General features: G+C 64.2%; 15 protein-coding genes. 13 read left to right on the forward strand and 2 right to left on the reverse strand.

From position 1 onward, the window contains the following. Window positions 1-3: 3 nt before the first annotated feature. Window positions 4-492 (reverse strand): hypothetical protein, encoded by a 489-nt coding sequence (locus tag LHA26_RS19340; protein WP_252169009.1) that lies wholly within the window; start codon window positions 490-492, stop codon window positions 4-6. 78 nt (window positions 493-570) lie between these two features. On the opposite strand from LHA26_RS19340, the gene LHA26_RS19345 reads away from it, so the two are divergent. The 11 genes from LHA26_RS19345 to LHA26_RS19395 all read left to right on the forward strand — a co-directional run bounded on the left by LHA26_RS19345 (window position 571) and on the right by LHA26_RS19395 (window position 8505). Continuing rightward, a complete protein-coding gene (locus LHA26_RS19345; protein WP_252169010.1) occupies window positions 571-1581 on the forward strand; it encodes a deazapurine DNA modification protein DpdA family protein in 1011 nt (336 codons plus the stop codon). Window positions 1582-1649: 68 nt separating this feature from the next. Further along, window positions 1650-2294 carry a hypothetical protein gene (locus LHA26_RS19350; protein WP_252169011.1) on the forward strand — a complete coding sequence of 215 codons (645 nt, stop codon included), beginning with the start codon at window positions 1650-1652 and terminating at the stop codon, window positions 2292-2294. Between the two features lie 127 nt (window positions 2295-2421). Beyond that, entirely contained in the window at window positions 2422-2772 is a 351-nt protein-coding gene (locus tag LHA26_RS19355) for a DUF3768 domain-containing protein (RefSeq protein WP_252169012.1), read from the forward strand. A 235-nt stretch (window positions 2773-3007) separates the two neighbouring features. Next, a complete protein-coding gene (locus LHA26_RS19360) occupies window positions 3008-3298 on the forward strand; it encodes a hypothetical protein (RefSeq protein WP_252169013.1) in 291 nt (96 codons plus the stop codon). A gap of 157 nt (window positions 3299-3455) precedes the next feature. Continuing rightward, window positions 3456-4238 (forward strand): hypothetical protein, encoded by a 783-nt coding sequence (locus tag LHA26_RS19365; RefSeq protein WP_252169014.1) that lies wholly within the window; start codon window positions 3456-3458, stop codon window positions 4236-4238. After that, window positions 4238-4909 carry an RES family NAD+ phosphorylase gene (locus tag LHA26_RS19370; RefSeq protein ID WP_252169015.1) on the forward strand — a complete coding sequence of 224 codons (672 nt, stop codon included), beginning with the start codon at window positions 4238-4240 and terminating at the stop codon, window positions 4907-4909. Before LHA26_RS19365 ends, LHA26_RS19370 begins: the two co-directional genes overlap by 1 nt. A 21-nt stretch (window positions 4910-4930) precedes the next feature. Further along, a complete protein-coding gene (locus LHA26_RS19375) occupies window positions 4931-5251 on the forward strand; it encodes a DUF7673 family protein (RefSeq protein ID WP_010124609.1) in 321 nt (106 codons plus the stop codon). Window positions 5252-5418: 167 nt separating this feature from the next. Next, window positions 5419-5925 (forward strand): DUF736 domain-containing protein, encoded by a 507-nt coding sequence (locus LHA26_RS19380; RefSeq protein ID WP_252169016.1) that lies wholly within the window; start codon window positions 5419-5421, stop codon window positions 5923-5925. 164 nt (window positions 5926-6089) lie between these two features. After that, window positions 6090-7301 carry a phospholipase D family protein gene (locus LHA26_RS19385; RefSeq protein ID WP_252169017.1) on the forward strand — a complete coding sequence of 404 codons (1212 nt, stop codon included), beginning with the start codon at window positions 6090-6092 and terminating at the stop codon, window positions 7299-7301. A 37-nt stretch (window positions 7302-7338) separates the two neighbouring features. Further along, complete coding sequence (locus LHA26_RS19390; protein ID WP_252169018.1) at window positions 7339-7836, forward strand: hypothetical protein; 498 nt, start codon at window positions 7339-7341, stop codon at window positions 7834-7836. Window positions 7837-8184: 348 nt separating this feature from the next. Next, window positions 8185-8505, forward strand: coding sequence for a single-stranded DNA-binding protein (locus tag LHA26_RS19395; protein ID WP_062769707.1), 321 nt, complete (start codon window positions 8185-8187; stop codon window positions 8503-8505). A 42-nt stretch (window positions 8506-8547) separates the two neighbouring features. Here LHA26_RS19395 and LHA26_RS19400 read toward each other — a convergent pair whose 3' ends face one another. Next, window positions 8548-9714: an SH3 domain-containing protein gene (locus LHA26_RS19400; protein WP_252169019.1), complete on the reverse strand. Its 1167-nt coding sequence runs from the start codon at window positions 9712-9714 to the stop codon at window positions 8548-8550. A gap of 467 nt (window positions 9715-10181) precedes the next feature. On the opposite strand from LHA26_RS19400, the gene LHA26_RS19405 reads away from it, so the two are divergent. Together LHA26_RS19405 and LHA26_RS19410 are read left to right on the forward strand one after the other, a co-directional pair. Further along, complete coding sequence (locus tag LHA26_RS19405; RefSeq protein ID WP_252169020.1) at window positions 10182-11156, forward strand: DUF2493 domain-containing protein; 975 nt, start codon at window positions 10182-10184, stop codon at window positions 11154-11156. A 166-nt stretch (window positions 11157-11322) separates the two neighbouring features. Next, a complete protein-coding gene (locus LHA26_RS19410; protein WP_252169021.1) occupies window positions 11323-15141 on the forward strand; it encodes a hypothetical protein in 3819 nt (1272 codons plus the stop codon). Window positions 15142-15157 lie beyond the last annotated feature (16 nt).

Below are 15157 nucleotides of genomic sequence, written 5' to 3' on the forward strand. Positions count from 1 at the left end.
GATTCAGTCGGTCAGCGCGGGGTCCGCCCACCAGGACGGGCCCTGCTCGAAATTGGCATCCAACTTGACCATCGGCCCGTCGGGCGAATCGGCCACATAGGGATTAGTCAGCGGCATCCGCGAACCCTTCCGCCGCTTCTGCTCGCCCGCGACCCGGCCACGGCGCTCAAGAAGGTCTTCAAGCCATTCGAGATCGTCGAGCATCGCGACGACGCCCCGTCCCGCGAGGCAAAAATACACGCAGCGCTGGAAATCGTCCGCCCCGTCGTTCGCGAGGATCGCAGCCAGCTTTGCCTTGCCCGAGGGCTCGCCCACATGGACCCAGGCCACCGCCTGCCGCAGCTCGCGCACTGAATAATAGGCGTCCTCTACGTCCATGCCGATCGACGCGTTTGCGATCATCCGGCGCGTCGGCCGATTCTCGGCATCCAGCGCCGCGTCACGAAGCGTGATGTCGAGGTCGAAGCGGTCGCGAAGTTTGTCTGTCCTCATGGCGAATCTCCTGCGCAACAGAACGTAACGTGAACATGCGAGACCGTCAACCGGGACCGCCATTCCATGGAGCACCCCATGTCGATCGAGATCATCGTCGGACTTCCGCATCTCGGTGAGGGCCCTATCCTTGCGCGGACACGGTCGTTGCGCCAAGCCGCGCTCATTTCTGCAAACTGCCTCTCGCGCTGGTCCGAGAAGCGGGGCTGGCGGGAATGGATCGGATGGCGGCTGCGCCAACTCGCCAACGCTGAGGGTCTCGCTGCACTTTGTCTCGATTCCGCCGGCTTCGTCGCCACCGCCCGCTATGGCGGGTTTCCCTGGTCGCTTCCCGACTATGTCGCGCTGGCCGCGGCCTACCCGTTCCGCTGGTGGGCCAGCGCCGACTATTGCGTCGAGGCTGAGATCGCGCGCGATCGTGATGAGGTCATCGATCGCATTTCGCGGACCATCCGCGCCAATCGCGATTGCCGCAAGCTCGCCGAAGATCATGGGATCGTCGCGACCTTGATGCCTGTCATCCAAGGCCGTCTGCCCGAGGACTATGGGCGCTGTGTCGACGCTCTTTGGACGGCGATGAAGCCCGGCGCCCTTATCGGCGTCGGCAGCATGTGCCGCCGGCCCGCCCACGGACCCGAAGGGTTGATCGCCGTTATCGATCATCTCGACCAGATCCTGCCGGTGGGCGTGCGTCTTCACGTCTTCGGCGCCAAGGGCGAGGTGCTGCCCTACCTCCTCCCGTTCAGCCACAGGGTCGCTTCGATCGACAGCCAAGCTTATGGTGTCGGCGCCCGCCGGTCAGCACGCAAGGCCGGGGTCTCGAAGACCGACCGCTTTGTCGCCCAACATCTGGAGGACTGGGTCGGCGCCCAGCACGACCGGCTCTCACGGCAGCCGCGACGTCTTCCGTCGATCGCGCATCTGTCGATCGACGTGACACCGAGCGATCCATGGGAAGCGGCGATTGCCCAGGCCCGCGCAGAAATCCGCGCCCTGATCGAGTCCGGCGATCTCGACCATGATGAGCTGACCTTCCCGTGGTTCGAGCAATGGGCGGCCGACATCTACCGGGACGGCTTCGCCGGCTGACCGGGGAGAAAGGAGAGAGGGGGAGGGGCGGTTGAGCCGATTTGTGCTCGAGACCGGAGATTCTCCCCATGACCTACGACGTCGCCATGCGCCACCAGCAAGCGCTTGATCCTAGCTCGCTGATCACGGTCGGCACCACCCTCCACGCCATCGGCGCCGCGATCAAGGACTGCCGCAACGCTGGCAAGGATGCCGAAACCGATCCTGCCGTGATCCTGCTCGTTCGCCATCTCAATGCGGTGTGCGAGGATCGGCCGTCCAGCCTGGAGCTTCGCCGCACCTGCATGGACCAGATCGCCGAAATTCGCCGGACCCCGGTACTTCGAAACCTGGCCTATCGCGGCGTCAGCTATGACGAGGCTGCCAAGCGGCTTTTCCATTCCGAAGGCCGCTCCGCGATGCGGCGCCTGGCCGACGCCCTGAATCTTTCTGACGGAAGCTACGACATTCGCTACAACAAGGGCGGCCCCGCGGTCTCCGGCGAAATCACGCTCCATGGCGAGGAGGCCTGGGTGCAGCTCTCGCTGGGCTGTTCGGGCCAAGGCCGGGAAGTCCTCTATCGCCGGGTTCGCGGCCGCGACGACCACTGCGGCGATCGCAATCATTGGGCATCGGTCAATGACCTCATGGCGCCCGACCGTTTCGCCGCCCGCCTGGCGCGCGACCTGCACCTCACCTCGCCGGTCGAACAGCCCATGCGCCTCTTTGCCTGACGTCGAAGGAGGCCGAGCATACGATCCGTGCCGAGAATATTTCGCCCTTCGATCCCTGCTCGACTGACACCTGGCTAGCCCGTGGAGGCCTGGATCGACACCTTCAATGCCGGCTCAAGGAGGCAGCATGACCGACCAGACCACCCGCATCGCCGAGCTCAACGACCTTTGTCGGCTCGGCCTCGACCGCACGGCGCGGACCGTCATCACCGCCACCTGTCTCGCGGCACTGAGCGAGGCCGAAGGGCGCGAAGCAGAGGTCCTCGCCCAGGCCGAGGTGCTTGGGGCCGTTCGCCGCTACGCGTTCGCGCCTCAGGACGGTCCCGAGCGCGCGCGCGGCGAGCTGATCCTTCGAGGCCGAAGCGTCCGCTTCACGATCGACTATTACGATCGGGCGCTCGAATGGGGGTCCGAAAACCCGGCCGACCCCAGCGTCACCACACGGGTCATGACGATCATGCTTCGCGGCGACGACTAGGTTGCCTCGTTTCCCCCTTCCAACAGATTATCAGGAGAAATCCAATGCGTCGGATCACGCCGGCGACCCCCGAGCATGGCCAAGCAATAGCGATTGCAGTTGAGCGTTTGCGCGAAGCCCGTACCTTGTTGCGCCAGGCAGGTGCCCGTCAGGCTGCCTCGGCCGCAGGCAAGGCGATCAGCAGCGCCGAGGGCGCTGCGCGTCATGTTCAGCATCGTATTCGGAGGACATGTGGATGAGCCGTCACCATCTCCAGCCCAAGGCCGATCAGCCCCATGTCGTGCGCGCCACCATCGGTTGGGACCGGCCATTGCAGACGTTTTTCGCGCAGGTCTTCTTCGTCACGGTGGACGAGCCCGAGGAAGGGGAGGCTCTCATCTGGATCGGCACCGAGCCTGGCGAGCTGCTGACACCAGAGGCCGCGATCGCGATTGTTGAGCCGCATGCTATCGTCCCGGAAGATCTCGCCGTCAGGCTAGGGGACGAGATGCGCGAGACGATCGGCGTCAAGGACGGATCCCACTAGGCCGCTGCGAAGCGTAGCCTCTTCGGATCGGTCCACTAGCGAGCCGTCTTGCCGGTTGAACGATGGTCAGTCCCACATCGCAGATTACAATGGACTCGCAATCTCTGCTATTTGTGCTATATGGATTACGCGATATAGCGAAACTAGGATTTTACCGATGGTAGCCGCATCCACTCTCGATACACAGGCCCGTGTCGGCACGCCGAGCCGGGCGCGCGGCAAGAAGCGCGCCTTCTACGCGTCGCCACGCATCGCCGCCGCCGCCGACAATGGTCACGTCGTGGTCGATTTCTCGATTGGACAGGATCCAGACAATCTCGTCGTTCTCAGGGAAGCACTCGCTTTGAGCGCGTCCGAGGCCGCGCCCAAAGCGAGCGGAGCCAAGTTGCCGGCAGCCGCGGTCAAGCTTCTTGTCACAGCATTCGAGAAGGTTGCCACACGCTATCTCCAGGACAAATTCTCCACCGAGTTCGAAAAACTCATCTCGGAATATCGGCTGATGCTCCGCGAGAATCTCGCGACGGGTGACGACGCGCAACTGAAGGCCGCGCTCAATCGCGCTCGCCTTCAGGAGCGGATCCTCGCGAGCACGCAGATGGCGGATCAGGCCCAGGCCTGTGAGCTGCTCGGTCTCTCCGGCGCTAATCCCTCGGCCACGATGAAGCGCAAGGAGGAGAAGAACGAGCTGCTCCGCTTCACAGTCGATGGTCGAGCTGCCTATCCGCTGCTGCAGTTCGATGTCGAGGGTCGCCGGATCTATCCGGCTCTGAGCGAAATCATCGCCAGGAAGCCCGACCATTGGACCAACTTTCGGCTGCTCCACTGGCTAACCCGGCCTCATCTCGATTTCGAGGACTCGCCTGGCGCGTCGCTTGGTAGTGAACCCGAGGCCGTGATCGCAGCCTTCGAGCGTGAGATCGAGCCCGAGGTCCATGGCTGATGCGGATCAGCCTGAAAATCCCCAACCCAGCCACGATGAAGGTTGGGAAGGAGGACTATCATCTCCTGAAGGCCGGGACAGAATTGCATCGAGTTCATCTCGATGAATTCGGCTCGGCCGAGTTCAACGGCACGAACAAGGGGAATGCGCGCTTCTCGCCGATCCGCGATGCTGGCGGCGCCATCATCCCGACCATCTATGCGGCGCAATCGTTCGAATGTGCTGCATGTGAGATCATCCTGCGCTGCCCTGACAGCCCGCAGCGCAATCGCACGAAGGTCGCGCCCCCCGAGATCGTCTATCCCCATGACTATCGGCTACACGCCCACAGTCATGTGCGCACGAAGCATGACCTCAACCTGGTCAGCATCACGACGACGGGTCAACGCAAGATCGGCGTAAATGGCAACGCCCTCCTGGCTGGTCCAAGGAGCACTTATCCGGTCACGCGGGGCTGGGCGGAGAAGATTCACGCCGCCTGTCCGTCCGCCCAAGGGCTCTATTATACGTCCTATCAATATGGTCCCGAGTTCGCGGTGCTCCTGTTCGGCGATCGTGTGCCGGACGATATCCTGGATGGCTTGAGCAAGCGCGATATCGCCGATCCCGTCTGCCATGACGAGATCCAGAAGCTCGCGGCCAGTCTCTCGATCGACTACGAAGATGTCTGAGCCACAGCGGGGAGACCGTCGATGACGACCGTTGCGACCGATTATGATTCAGCGCGGGCCGCGCTGACCCGGCTGATCCCGATCGCGATGAGCGACACCGGGCAGTCGAAGCGCGTCGCCGATTTTCTCATGGCCTGGTGGAATGGACCCGACCTCGGCCACTTCCAGATAGCCGATATCTTTGGGCTCGACGTCGCGATCGCCAACGACATCACGACCGTCATCGGCTTCCTGGGCCAGAACGATCGCGGTGCGGTCTATATCGATAGCCTCGGATTTGCCGAGGAGATGCAGGACATCATCGCCTTGTGGCGCTCGCCGGCATCGCGGCCAGGGACCTGAGACCCGGGACAACTCGTAGGTGACCTGAAACAACCCGATAGCGCCGCAGTGGCGCCAATCGGAGCGGCGCTGGCCCGCCTTACTCGGCCGAACGGCCGAGGAGAGGAGGGGGGTGAGAGAAGGTGTTCGGACAAGGGGTTCGAGCGAACTTTCTCAGGAGACGACCCATGAACATCGGCACCATCACGCAGAACGCCAGCGGCACCTACACTGGCAAGATTTCGACCCTCACTCTCGCCATCGTGATCGCGCTGCGCACCGTCCAGTCCGCCAATCCGCGCGCTCCAAAATTCGAGATCCTCGCGCTCTCGGCCGCCCGTCAGTGGGTCCAGGTCGGATCGCTGTTCGAACTGTCGTCCAACTCGACCGGCGAGAGCTTCCTCAACGGCAAGATCGAGGATCCCAGCCTCGACAAGCCGCTCTACATCTCGGCCTTCCGCCAAGAGGACGGCTCGTACAACGTCGTCTGGTCCCGTCCCACCCGCCGGCGCGATGCGCCCACCGACACGGTTGCCGCCGACGACAGTCTGCCGCCGTTGCCGGGTGCCGGCGAAACCGCTCCGCCCGCCTCCGGTGACGGTCTGGGCGAGTCCTCGGCCGAAGGCGCTTTCGGCGGCGAGGCACCGGCTGGCGGCGGTCGTCGCCGTGGTCGCACGCCGGAAATGGCCGACTGAGCCTCGCCAACCGCCCCTCTCTCCGGCCCGCTTCGCCTTCCTCGCGAAGCGGGCCTTTTTTTCGTTTGATTGGCCCGATCCCGGTCAATCTCCGGGAATTTCTATGCGTGTCCCCAACACCTGGCTAAGTACGAACCAAATAGAGCAGGGGTACAGGGCGGGGCATGCAAATCGCATTATTGGACGCAAAGAAGATCGCGCGCCGTCTGACCGCGCTCATCGAAAAGCATGAACGGATCTCCATTGCCGTCGCGTGGGGCGACCTGACCGATGTCGCCGAGAGCCTGCTCGCCGCCAAGGCCAAGTTCGAGTCCGTCCTCCTTGGCGCCGACTTCTCGGCCACCGATCCCGATTTGATCGACCGCCTTGTCGATGTTCCGGGCGCCTTCGTCGCCAAGAACCGGCCGGGCTGCTTCCATCCGAAGATCTTCTACTTTCAATCCGGCGCCAAGGCCGAGGCGATCGTCGGCAGCGCCAATTTCACCAAGGGAGGTCTCGGATCGAACCATGAGGCCAGCGTCCATGTGAAGGGCGCGGCCGACGATACCTTCTTCGAACAGGTGCGTGACCAGCTCGCGGGCTATGCGCCGCTTCACCTGCCGATCACCCGCAAGCTCGCGGATAGCTATCGCCGTCAGGCCGAGGCCGCGCGCAAAGCGCCGAGGCCGAAGAACCCGGTCCTGCCCGCCGAGGCCAAGGACTGGGCACGTATCACCTCGCCGCTCGCGACGATGTCCTGGCGGGACTTCGTCAAGCTCGCCCGCAAGGACACGCACCACGACTTCAAAAAACGCATGAAGCTCGTTCGCGAGATCCAGCAGATGTTCGCCAAGAGTGCGTCCTTCGCCGATCTTTCCGTCGCCGAATGGAAGGGCATCGCCGGCGTACTTGGCGGGATCGAAGCCGAGGCCGCCGGTCTCGACGACTTCGATTGGGGCTGGTTCGGATCCATGGGCGGCGCCGGCACATTCGCCGAGCGGATCGGCCAGCAGAACGCGGCCCTCGCCGCGGCGCTGGATTCGATCCCCAAGCGCGGAGCCGTCACGCAAACCCAGTTCAGCGTCTATGTCCAGGCGTTCACCGACGCCTTTTCCGGCTCGTCCCGGACCGCCCGGCTCGGGCCCGCGACCCGTCTGCTCGCCATGAAACGCCCGGACGTCTTCGTTTGCGTCAACGGCGGCAACAAGCCCGGCCTGGCGGTTGCGCTCGATTTTCGCCCAACGATGCTGACCCTCGACAATTATTGGGACTGGGTGATCGAGCCGATCCGCCAAGCGCCCTGGTACAATGCCGCCCGGCCCACGGGCCGCGACATGGAGCTGTGGGACGCGCGCGTCGCCATGCTCGATGCAATCTACTACGCGCCCACCACATAACCGGCATTGCTACCATCCCAGAAACCGAGAAACGTGCATGGCTGACGATCCCTATCCCTGGTCCGGCGACTTCAACGCTCTCGATCCGACCGATCAGCGCGCGATCGCCGAGCTTGTCGTGAAAGGGAAAGCCGTCACTGGCACGGTCGATGATCTTCTCATGCGCCTCAAGCGGACCCGCTGTGTGGCGCTGCTACGGGAGACGGACACCAACCGCATCGTCGCTGCCGCCGCATGGAAGACCCCGGCCGCGACCTATCGGCGCAAGAGCTTCGCCGCGGCCGCCGTGCCGATCGCGGGGTTCGAGGCTGCGCCTGAACTCGGCTATGTCGTGATCGCGTCCGATATGCGCGGCAGGCACCTTTCGGGCGGACTCGTGGACGCCATCCTCGCGCACATCACCGAGCCGACCTTCGCGACGACCTCCAGCAACACCATGAGGAACAACCTCCAGCGATCCGGCTTCACCCGGGTCGGCGGCGACTGGGAGGGCAAGGACGGAATATTGTCCTTATGGACGATTATTCCCGGCTGAGCCGGGGTTGTTCGCGGCAAGCCAGTCACCATCCTCGCCCACCCAGTGTCATGACCGGGGTCTGAAGCGCAGCCAAGTTCCAGGTTGGTCATGCGCTGCCGGCGATCGATGCGTCGTGGGCCGGTGCCCCATTGAGTCCAGCGTCCTTCCTTCGCCTGTTCCCGACACCTGCGGCGAACGGTCCCGGCCCGCAACCCCGTCCGGTCGCCCGTGTTGCCGCTACGCGGCTGCCCGCGCCAGCTCCCTCCAGGGGTTCCCCTTCGCTTGCGCTGCGGTGCGCGCCGATCCCGCACGCCGCTCTTCGGTGTCACCGGCGGGAAGGCCGCTGGACCAATAAGGAGCACAACCATGAACAACGTCAATCTCGCCGGCCGTGTCGCCAAGGATCCCGAGACCCGCGGCAGCGTCACCACCCTCATCGTCGCAACCGACCGCGTGAAGCTCAAGGACGGCAAAACCTATGTCGACGAGGCCACCGGCTACACCGCCAAAGAGACCGAATTCCACAAGGTCACCTGCTTCAACGGCCTCGCCCGGTCCGGCGCCTCCCGCAAGAAGGGTGACGTTGTCGCGATCAGCGGCAGCCTGCATTATTCGAGCTGGGAGGATCGCGAAGGCATCACCCGCTACGGCTGCGAGATCCGGGCCGACAAGATCGACTTCTTCTGACCAGTAAGGGCGGCGCTCCGGCGCCGCCCATCCATCTTTTCGTCAGGAAGCGGGCTCGTCCAGCATCTGCACCGCTGGCGCATAGACCCAGCCTTCGGAGAGCTGGTCGGTCAGGAGATCGCGGTAGACCACGAGGCGCCATTTCCCGCGGGCTTCCTTGACCGCGAGTTGCGTTCCCTCGACCCCGCGCATTAGCACCGGGGCCTTTCCTTGCGGCTCGCGGCGGATCGCCGCGTCGCGCTTCAGTTCGGCCCGCGGCAGGCCCTCGACATAGGATGCGTCGGCCGCCTCGTTGGCCGTCACGATCTTGTCGAGCTTGTCCTGCACCGCTTCGATCTTGACGTTCATCTCGGTGAACGCCTTTTGCTCGGCCGGCGACAAGTCGGCAGGCACCATCAAGTGCCAGATCGTTATCGCAATCAGCACCAGTTCGATCAGCTTGATCGCGCCGACGCCCTTGATCTCCTTGAGCGTATTCTCCTGGAGCCCCGAGAAGATCGTGCCGACCAGCGACAGGAGCTGTGCGAACAGGCCGATGCTTTGCGCCTGGCTGTCGGCATGGCCGATCGCCTCGATCAGTCCGTGCGCCTCGAGCACCTGTTCGGCGACGATCACCACCGTGCTCCTGGCGACGACCTCCGCGCTGGCACGCAATGTCATCATATCGAGCATGCGGGCCTGCTCGGCGGCCAGCTTGATGCCGGCGAGGTTCGGCGCAAACCGATCCGAGAGAGCGCGGAACTGCTCGGTCCATTTCGAGCCCGCCATCATCTTCTCGATGAAGGTTCGATTGGTGTCGACCAGCCCGGCGAGTTTGAGGATATCGGCGCCCGTCGACGCGGCCAGGAGCTGCTGGGTCTTGAGGAGGCCGAGATCCTTGCGCGCCACGCTCAGCGCCGTGCTCTGAAGCGCCAGCATCCAGGAGGGCGTCGAGCGCGCCTGCACCGCGGCCATATTGGCCGCATGAAAGGTGCTGCTCGAAAGCAGGTTGCTCAGCACCCCGCTGTTCTGAAGGCTGGCGATCTGCGCCAGCACACCTGTCTTCTCCAGGTCGCGATAGGCTGCCAACGGTCCTTCGAGCGCCTTCATGCGCTGTTGCAGCTCATAGCCTGGCCCCCGCGCGAGCTTGAGCAAATCGGCCATTTCGCGCTGGCGCTTGTAGAGATCGTTAAGAGGGCTTCCTGGCCCAAAGGGATTGTTCGTCGTCATGTCCGCCACTTGCCAGATTCGTGGGCAGGGTTCGACCAACATTCGCTGCACCAGCGTGAACCGGGGAAGAGGCGGGGCATCCCGTCCGCTGGACGGGCCCGGCGCTCTACTCGCCTGCGGCTCCCGGAGCCCCGGTTTCCGGGTCTCCGCCCTGCCGGGTCACGATCACCTTGCGGGGTCCGGGGGCGAGGGGAGTGCCCTAAAAAATCTCTCTCTCTGACCACCTAGATATGACGTGCGGGGATCCGGGTCCGTCAAGGATGAGCGGTCCCCCCCAATTTTCACGCGCCCGGTCCTCCGCTTCGCTTCGCACCGGACCCGAGAAAATCGGCTCCCCCGCTCCCCGCGTGGCGGCGTTAACCGGGGTCCGGCTGCGCCGGCTTCCCGGTGAACGTCCCTGACTGCCCCGACCACCGCACGTCCTGAGGAGAGCCTCATCGAGTGGATGAGATCCAACGGAGGCTATCATGACCAACTTCACGAACTTCGCAGACCTTGCCAGCCACATCGCAGCGAGCCGCGGCAACGATGCCCAGGTTGAAACTTACGAGGGTGCGTTCCTCGAGCATGATGAAATGGCGAAGATGACCATCGTCGATCCGGCAGAAAAGGCTGAAATGCCCGATCCGGATCAGGTTCGCGTCGCCGTCGAAATGATGATGGCCACGATGTTCGATGTGCTGCGTGACACCCGCATGGAAGAGTTCGCCAGCGATCTCGCCTGGGGGTTCGCCAACAGCTTCCATGTGGTCGCCAAGCGGATCGAAGGCCGCGAGGATGACGCCGCCAAGAAGCTCGGTGACCTGGCGCGTAACTACGACCCCTCGGAAAGCTACGCCTTCGAACTCGAAGACACGCAGCTTCTCTGCCAGACGCTGCAGGGGTGCCGCGAGGCGATGGAGTGCATGCGCGACCATGCCGCCGAGGTCTACCGCGTCGAAACCGGCAAGCCCTTCTCGCCGGTCCGGGGAAGCCGGGTCTCGTCCGCTCTGACCGCCTCGATGGTCGACGCGCGCGACTATCTGGCCTCACGCGCACGGGAACGCCGCGAGCAGTTCGCGCCCGAAGGCCCGGTGGTTGCCTTCTCGGGAGGTCAGGTCTGGGAAGATGTCGACCTGCTCTGGGACGGTCTCGACAGCATCAGGGCACGCGTTCCAGAGATGATCCTTGCCACAACCGCGCAGGCCAAGGGCTGCGATGCGGTGGCCCACGCATGGGCGGCATCGCGCGGCGTCAAGGTCATCCAGTTCCGCCTCGACAAGAGCCAGGGGAACCGTGCGGCCTTCGTACGCAACGACCGCATCCTGGGTCTGAAGCCGGTCGAAGCCGTCGTCTGCGAAGGCTCGGGTATCCAGCAGAACCTCGCCCAGAAGCTGCGGCAGGCTGGCGTTCCGCTGCACATCGTCCGCCTCGCACACCAGCGCATCAAGCAGGGCGCGTGAGCCCCGAGCGGAGAGGTCCTGGCTTCGGCCGGGGCCTCTCCTCCTTTTTCTTTTGTCGCTATGCGGCGCTCAGGGGCATCGAGCCCCCTCGCGCCGCCGGGGACTGACCTTCGGTCGTGGATGAAACTTTCGTTTCGTCGCAGGTGTGGCCGGGTTAGGACGGCTGATGTTCACTGTTCATCACAACGAGATCAAAGACTTTACCGGCGGCGAATTGGTCGAGCTGCTGCGCCGCCTCCTTTATGCCGAAGCCCGCAAGGCCGGTGTTCCGCTGCGCAGCGTCCACGTGCCGCTTCAGATCACCGTTGCCGACGGCGGCCAGGATGCCAGCATCCTTTGGACGGGCGGCGAGGCCTCGACCGATTTCTTCCCCGGGCGCGATATCATCTTCCAATGCAAGGCGAAGGACCGCGGCAACGTTCAGTGGGAACATGAGGTCTGGACGAAGCCCACACAGCCAAAGACGGTCGCGGTCAAGGTCCTCAGCGATGCGGTCCGCGATGTCCTCGCCCGCGGCGGCAGCTATATCGGGATCACCACGACCGCGCTGGTCGGCGACAAGCCCGCCGATCGCGTCCAGGCGATCAAGAAGGGCATCAAGACGGCGGGCGGAGATCCCACCAAGCTCGCCGCCGTCGACGTCTATGGCGGCAACAAGCTTGCTGCTTGGGCCAGCGCACACCCGGCTGTGGCGGTCTGGATCAAGCAACGCAACGCGACCATTGAACTCGCCGGCTTCTCCACCCTCGATCAATGGAGCAAGCGTGCCGAAATCGCGGCGCCGGCCTTTGTCGACAGCCCGGATCGGAAGTTCTCGCTTGGCCCCCACGATGCCGACGCGATCGACTTCTCCCAGCTTGCCGCTCGCCTTGCCGATGAACTGGACGAGCCGCGCACCTCCGCCCGCATATGGGGTGCGTCCGGTATCGGCAAGACCCGTGCGCTCTATCATGCGCTCTCAGCCACTACCGGCCTGCTCGGCGGGCTGACGGCCGCCAACTTCATCTTCTGCGACTATAATGAGGTCGCCTCGCGCCTCTGGGACGTCGCCAACCAGTTGGTGAAAGACGGCGCGGATACGGTGCTCGTGGTCGACGGTTGCCCGCTGCGCGAGGCTCGCCGGCTTAACGACATTGCGCGGGGCGAGGGGAGCGCGCTGCGTATCATCACGATCGGCGCCGATGGCATCGACCACGACGACAATTGCGTCATGATCCGCCCGACCTCGGCGGACCGGTCGACCATTCGCGGTATTCTCAAGGCCGGACTGCCCAAGGCAAAGGCCGACGAACTCGATTATCTCGCCGAATTCTGTGACGGCTTTCCACGCATCGCGGTGTCCTTCACCAGGAGTTACGGAAAGACGGGCATCCTCAAGTCGGCCGACGCCGTCGCCCAGCAGATTCTCGATGGTGTCGGCGCAGAACGCGAAACGGTCCGTGCGCTCGAGTGCCTCTCGCTCTTCAGCCAGCTCTCGCCCGACGAAGATCCCGGCGCGTTCGACAAGATCGCAGAGATGCTGGTTCAGATGAAGGGCGAGCTGATGTACGAAAACCTCGTCATCGCCGCCGGGCAGCACCTGGTCGGTCGCAACTATGGCGCGATGAACGCACAGCCCCGACCGATCGCCGACTTCCTCGCGCTCCGCCGGCTTGACTATCTGCGGCCATCTACCGTGATAGGCTTTCTTGGCGGCGCACTTCCTCATCACCGTAAGGCGATGCTCGCGCGCTGGCGCTATCTCACCCGATCGCGCACCTTGAGCGACGTCATCCATAGCCTCCTGCGCGGCTCCTTTGCGGACGAGGCCATCGTCCATCCCGACGTGGCGCAATATCTTCCCGCCTTCGCGCACGTCGAACCCGACCGTGTCGGCACTGCCCTCTATTTCGTCATCGGCCGTATGCCGCTCGATGATCTGGCTGCGATCGAGGTCACGGAGGAACTGGTCGATACGCTGCGACTGCTCGCTGGACGCCAGGACAGTTTCCGGCCCGCCGCACAGATGATCCTGCGCCTGGCAGCCGTCGCAGACACCGAGGGAACGCAACCCATCGTCAGTCTTTTGCGCCAGCTCTTCCAGGTCGCGCTCGCCGGAACACAAGCCGATGATCGGCGGCGCCGCGAAGCGTTGGAGCAGGCACTCGAGGAAGACGATCCGCGCATCCGCAGCGCCGGCGTCGAAGCGCTCGGCGCCATGATCCAGACCTATCTTTCCCGTTCGGAAGATTTCGAGCAGGTCGGCGCCGAACCCTATCGGCCCGAATGGGCACCGCCAGACAACGGCACGATCCATGCCTATTTCAACTGGGCTCTCGACCGCCTGCGCGAGGTCTGGACCAAGGATGCCGCGCTTCGTCCCGCGATCGAGGAACACGTCGCAGGCGACCTGCGCAATCTCATCATGCCCGAGCTGCTCCCCACGATCGAGGCGTTCATAGGCGACGTCGTCGCGGTCTCCGGTCACTATCTCGCCGCGACCAAGAGCATCGGCGATTGGCTCTATTTCGACAGCCCTGAGACGCCGACGAACTTCTCTGGCGCCGTCCGCGGTCTTTATGATGTTACCCTGCCCAAAGACCCCGTCGATCAGGCGCTGCTCTACAGCCGTTTCTGGGTATCGGATATCCACGACCCGGATCGGCGATATGCCGAGGATCGTGACAATCCCGACTTCGAATATGGCGCACGGCGCGCCGCCGCGCTCGCAGCCGGCATCGCCGCAGACCCCGACCAGCGCGCGCGAGCCATTCGGATCATGTCGAGCCAGGAGCTGAATTCTCCGCATCCCTTCGCACACGCCCTGGCGCAACATCTGCCGGACCCGCTCGATGCCATTGAACAGGCCGTCACCGCGCTCGATTCCAGCGGAAATCGGGCGGGCGCCAACTTTGTCGGTGCCCTCCTGTCAGCACTCGATCGCCGCCTCGCCGACAAGCCGGACGAGGTTGCCAAGCTCGAGGCGATCGCCAAGCACTCGACGGTTCTCACCGCCAACCGAATGTACATTCCGACGTTTCTGCGCGTCACCGACCAGCGTCTCGACGAGCTGACCGACGATGTCCGTCAGCAGCGGGTCACGCCGCCGCAGACCGTCGTCATCTCCTACGGCAAGGGCCTCGCCGAAGTGTCGCCTGACGCGCTCGGACGTTTCATCCACGCGCTGGTTGATCGCGGTGAAGACGGCGGCGCCTGGGCCGCCCTCGAAATCCTCTCCATGGTCACCCACGGCGACAAGGCGCTGGCACCTGAGATGATCGCGCTGGTGAAGGTCGCGCTTCTCTCGCCATCGATCGCCGACGGCGCCGAAGGCAACGCATCGAATGCCGATTACAACTATGATCGCATGCTCCGGCTGCTCGATGCCGCCGGCGCGATCGATCGGACGTTTGCGTACGCGTTCGCAGTTCAGATCGAGCAGGCCTGCCGAACCGCCGGCGGGCGCAACGGTCGTAGCTCAGACGCGCTGCGCAGCGCGCTTCCGATCGTGATCCAGCGCGCGCCAACGGAGGTCTGGCCCGTGCTCGCGGGCTTTTACGAGATCGCCACCCGCGTCGAGCGGGAGCGTCTGAACGCCATCATCTCGGCGACCAAGCTCTTTGCCTATGACGTCTCGCGCACCGGTCCGGGCGCGCTCTTCGGAACGCCGCTCAGCCTCATGCTCGATTGGGTGAAGGTCGACCCGGATGCCCGGATCGCCTTCCTCCTCAGCTTCTTCCCCATCCTCGAACAGAAGGGCGGGACATTCGCCTGGCACCCGGCCTTGCAGCAGCTCGCCAAGCTCTATGGCGGCCGCAAGCGTTTCCGCGATGCGCTTCGCCAGCGCATCTATCCCAGTTCCTGGGGCGGATCGCTCAACGCGCATCTTACCAGCTTCAAGGCGCCGCTGGCGGCGTGGGCGAATGATCGAGTTCTCGGCGATTGGGCGAGCGGGATGCTCGACACCGTAGAGCGGTCTCTGGCGGACAATTTCTACGGGCGCTAACGCGCTCAGACCCCCG

It is taken from the genome of Sphingomonas morindae (genome assembly GCF_023822065.1).
Lineage (GTDB): Bacteria > Pseudomonadota > Alphaproteobacteria > Sphingomonadales > Sphingomonadaceae > Solisphingomonas > Solisphingomonas morindae.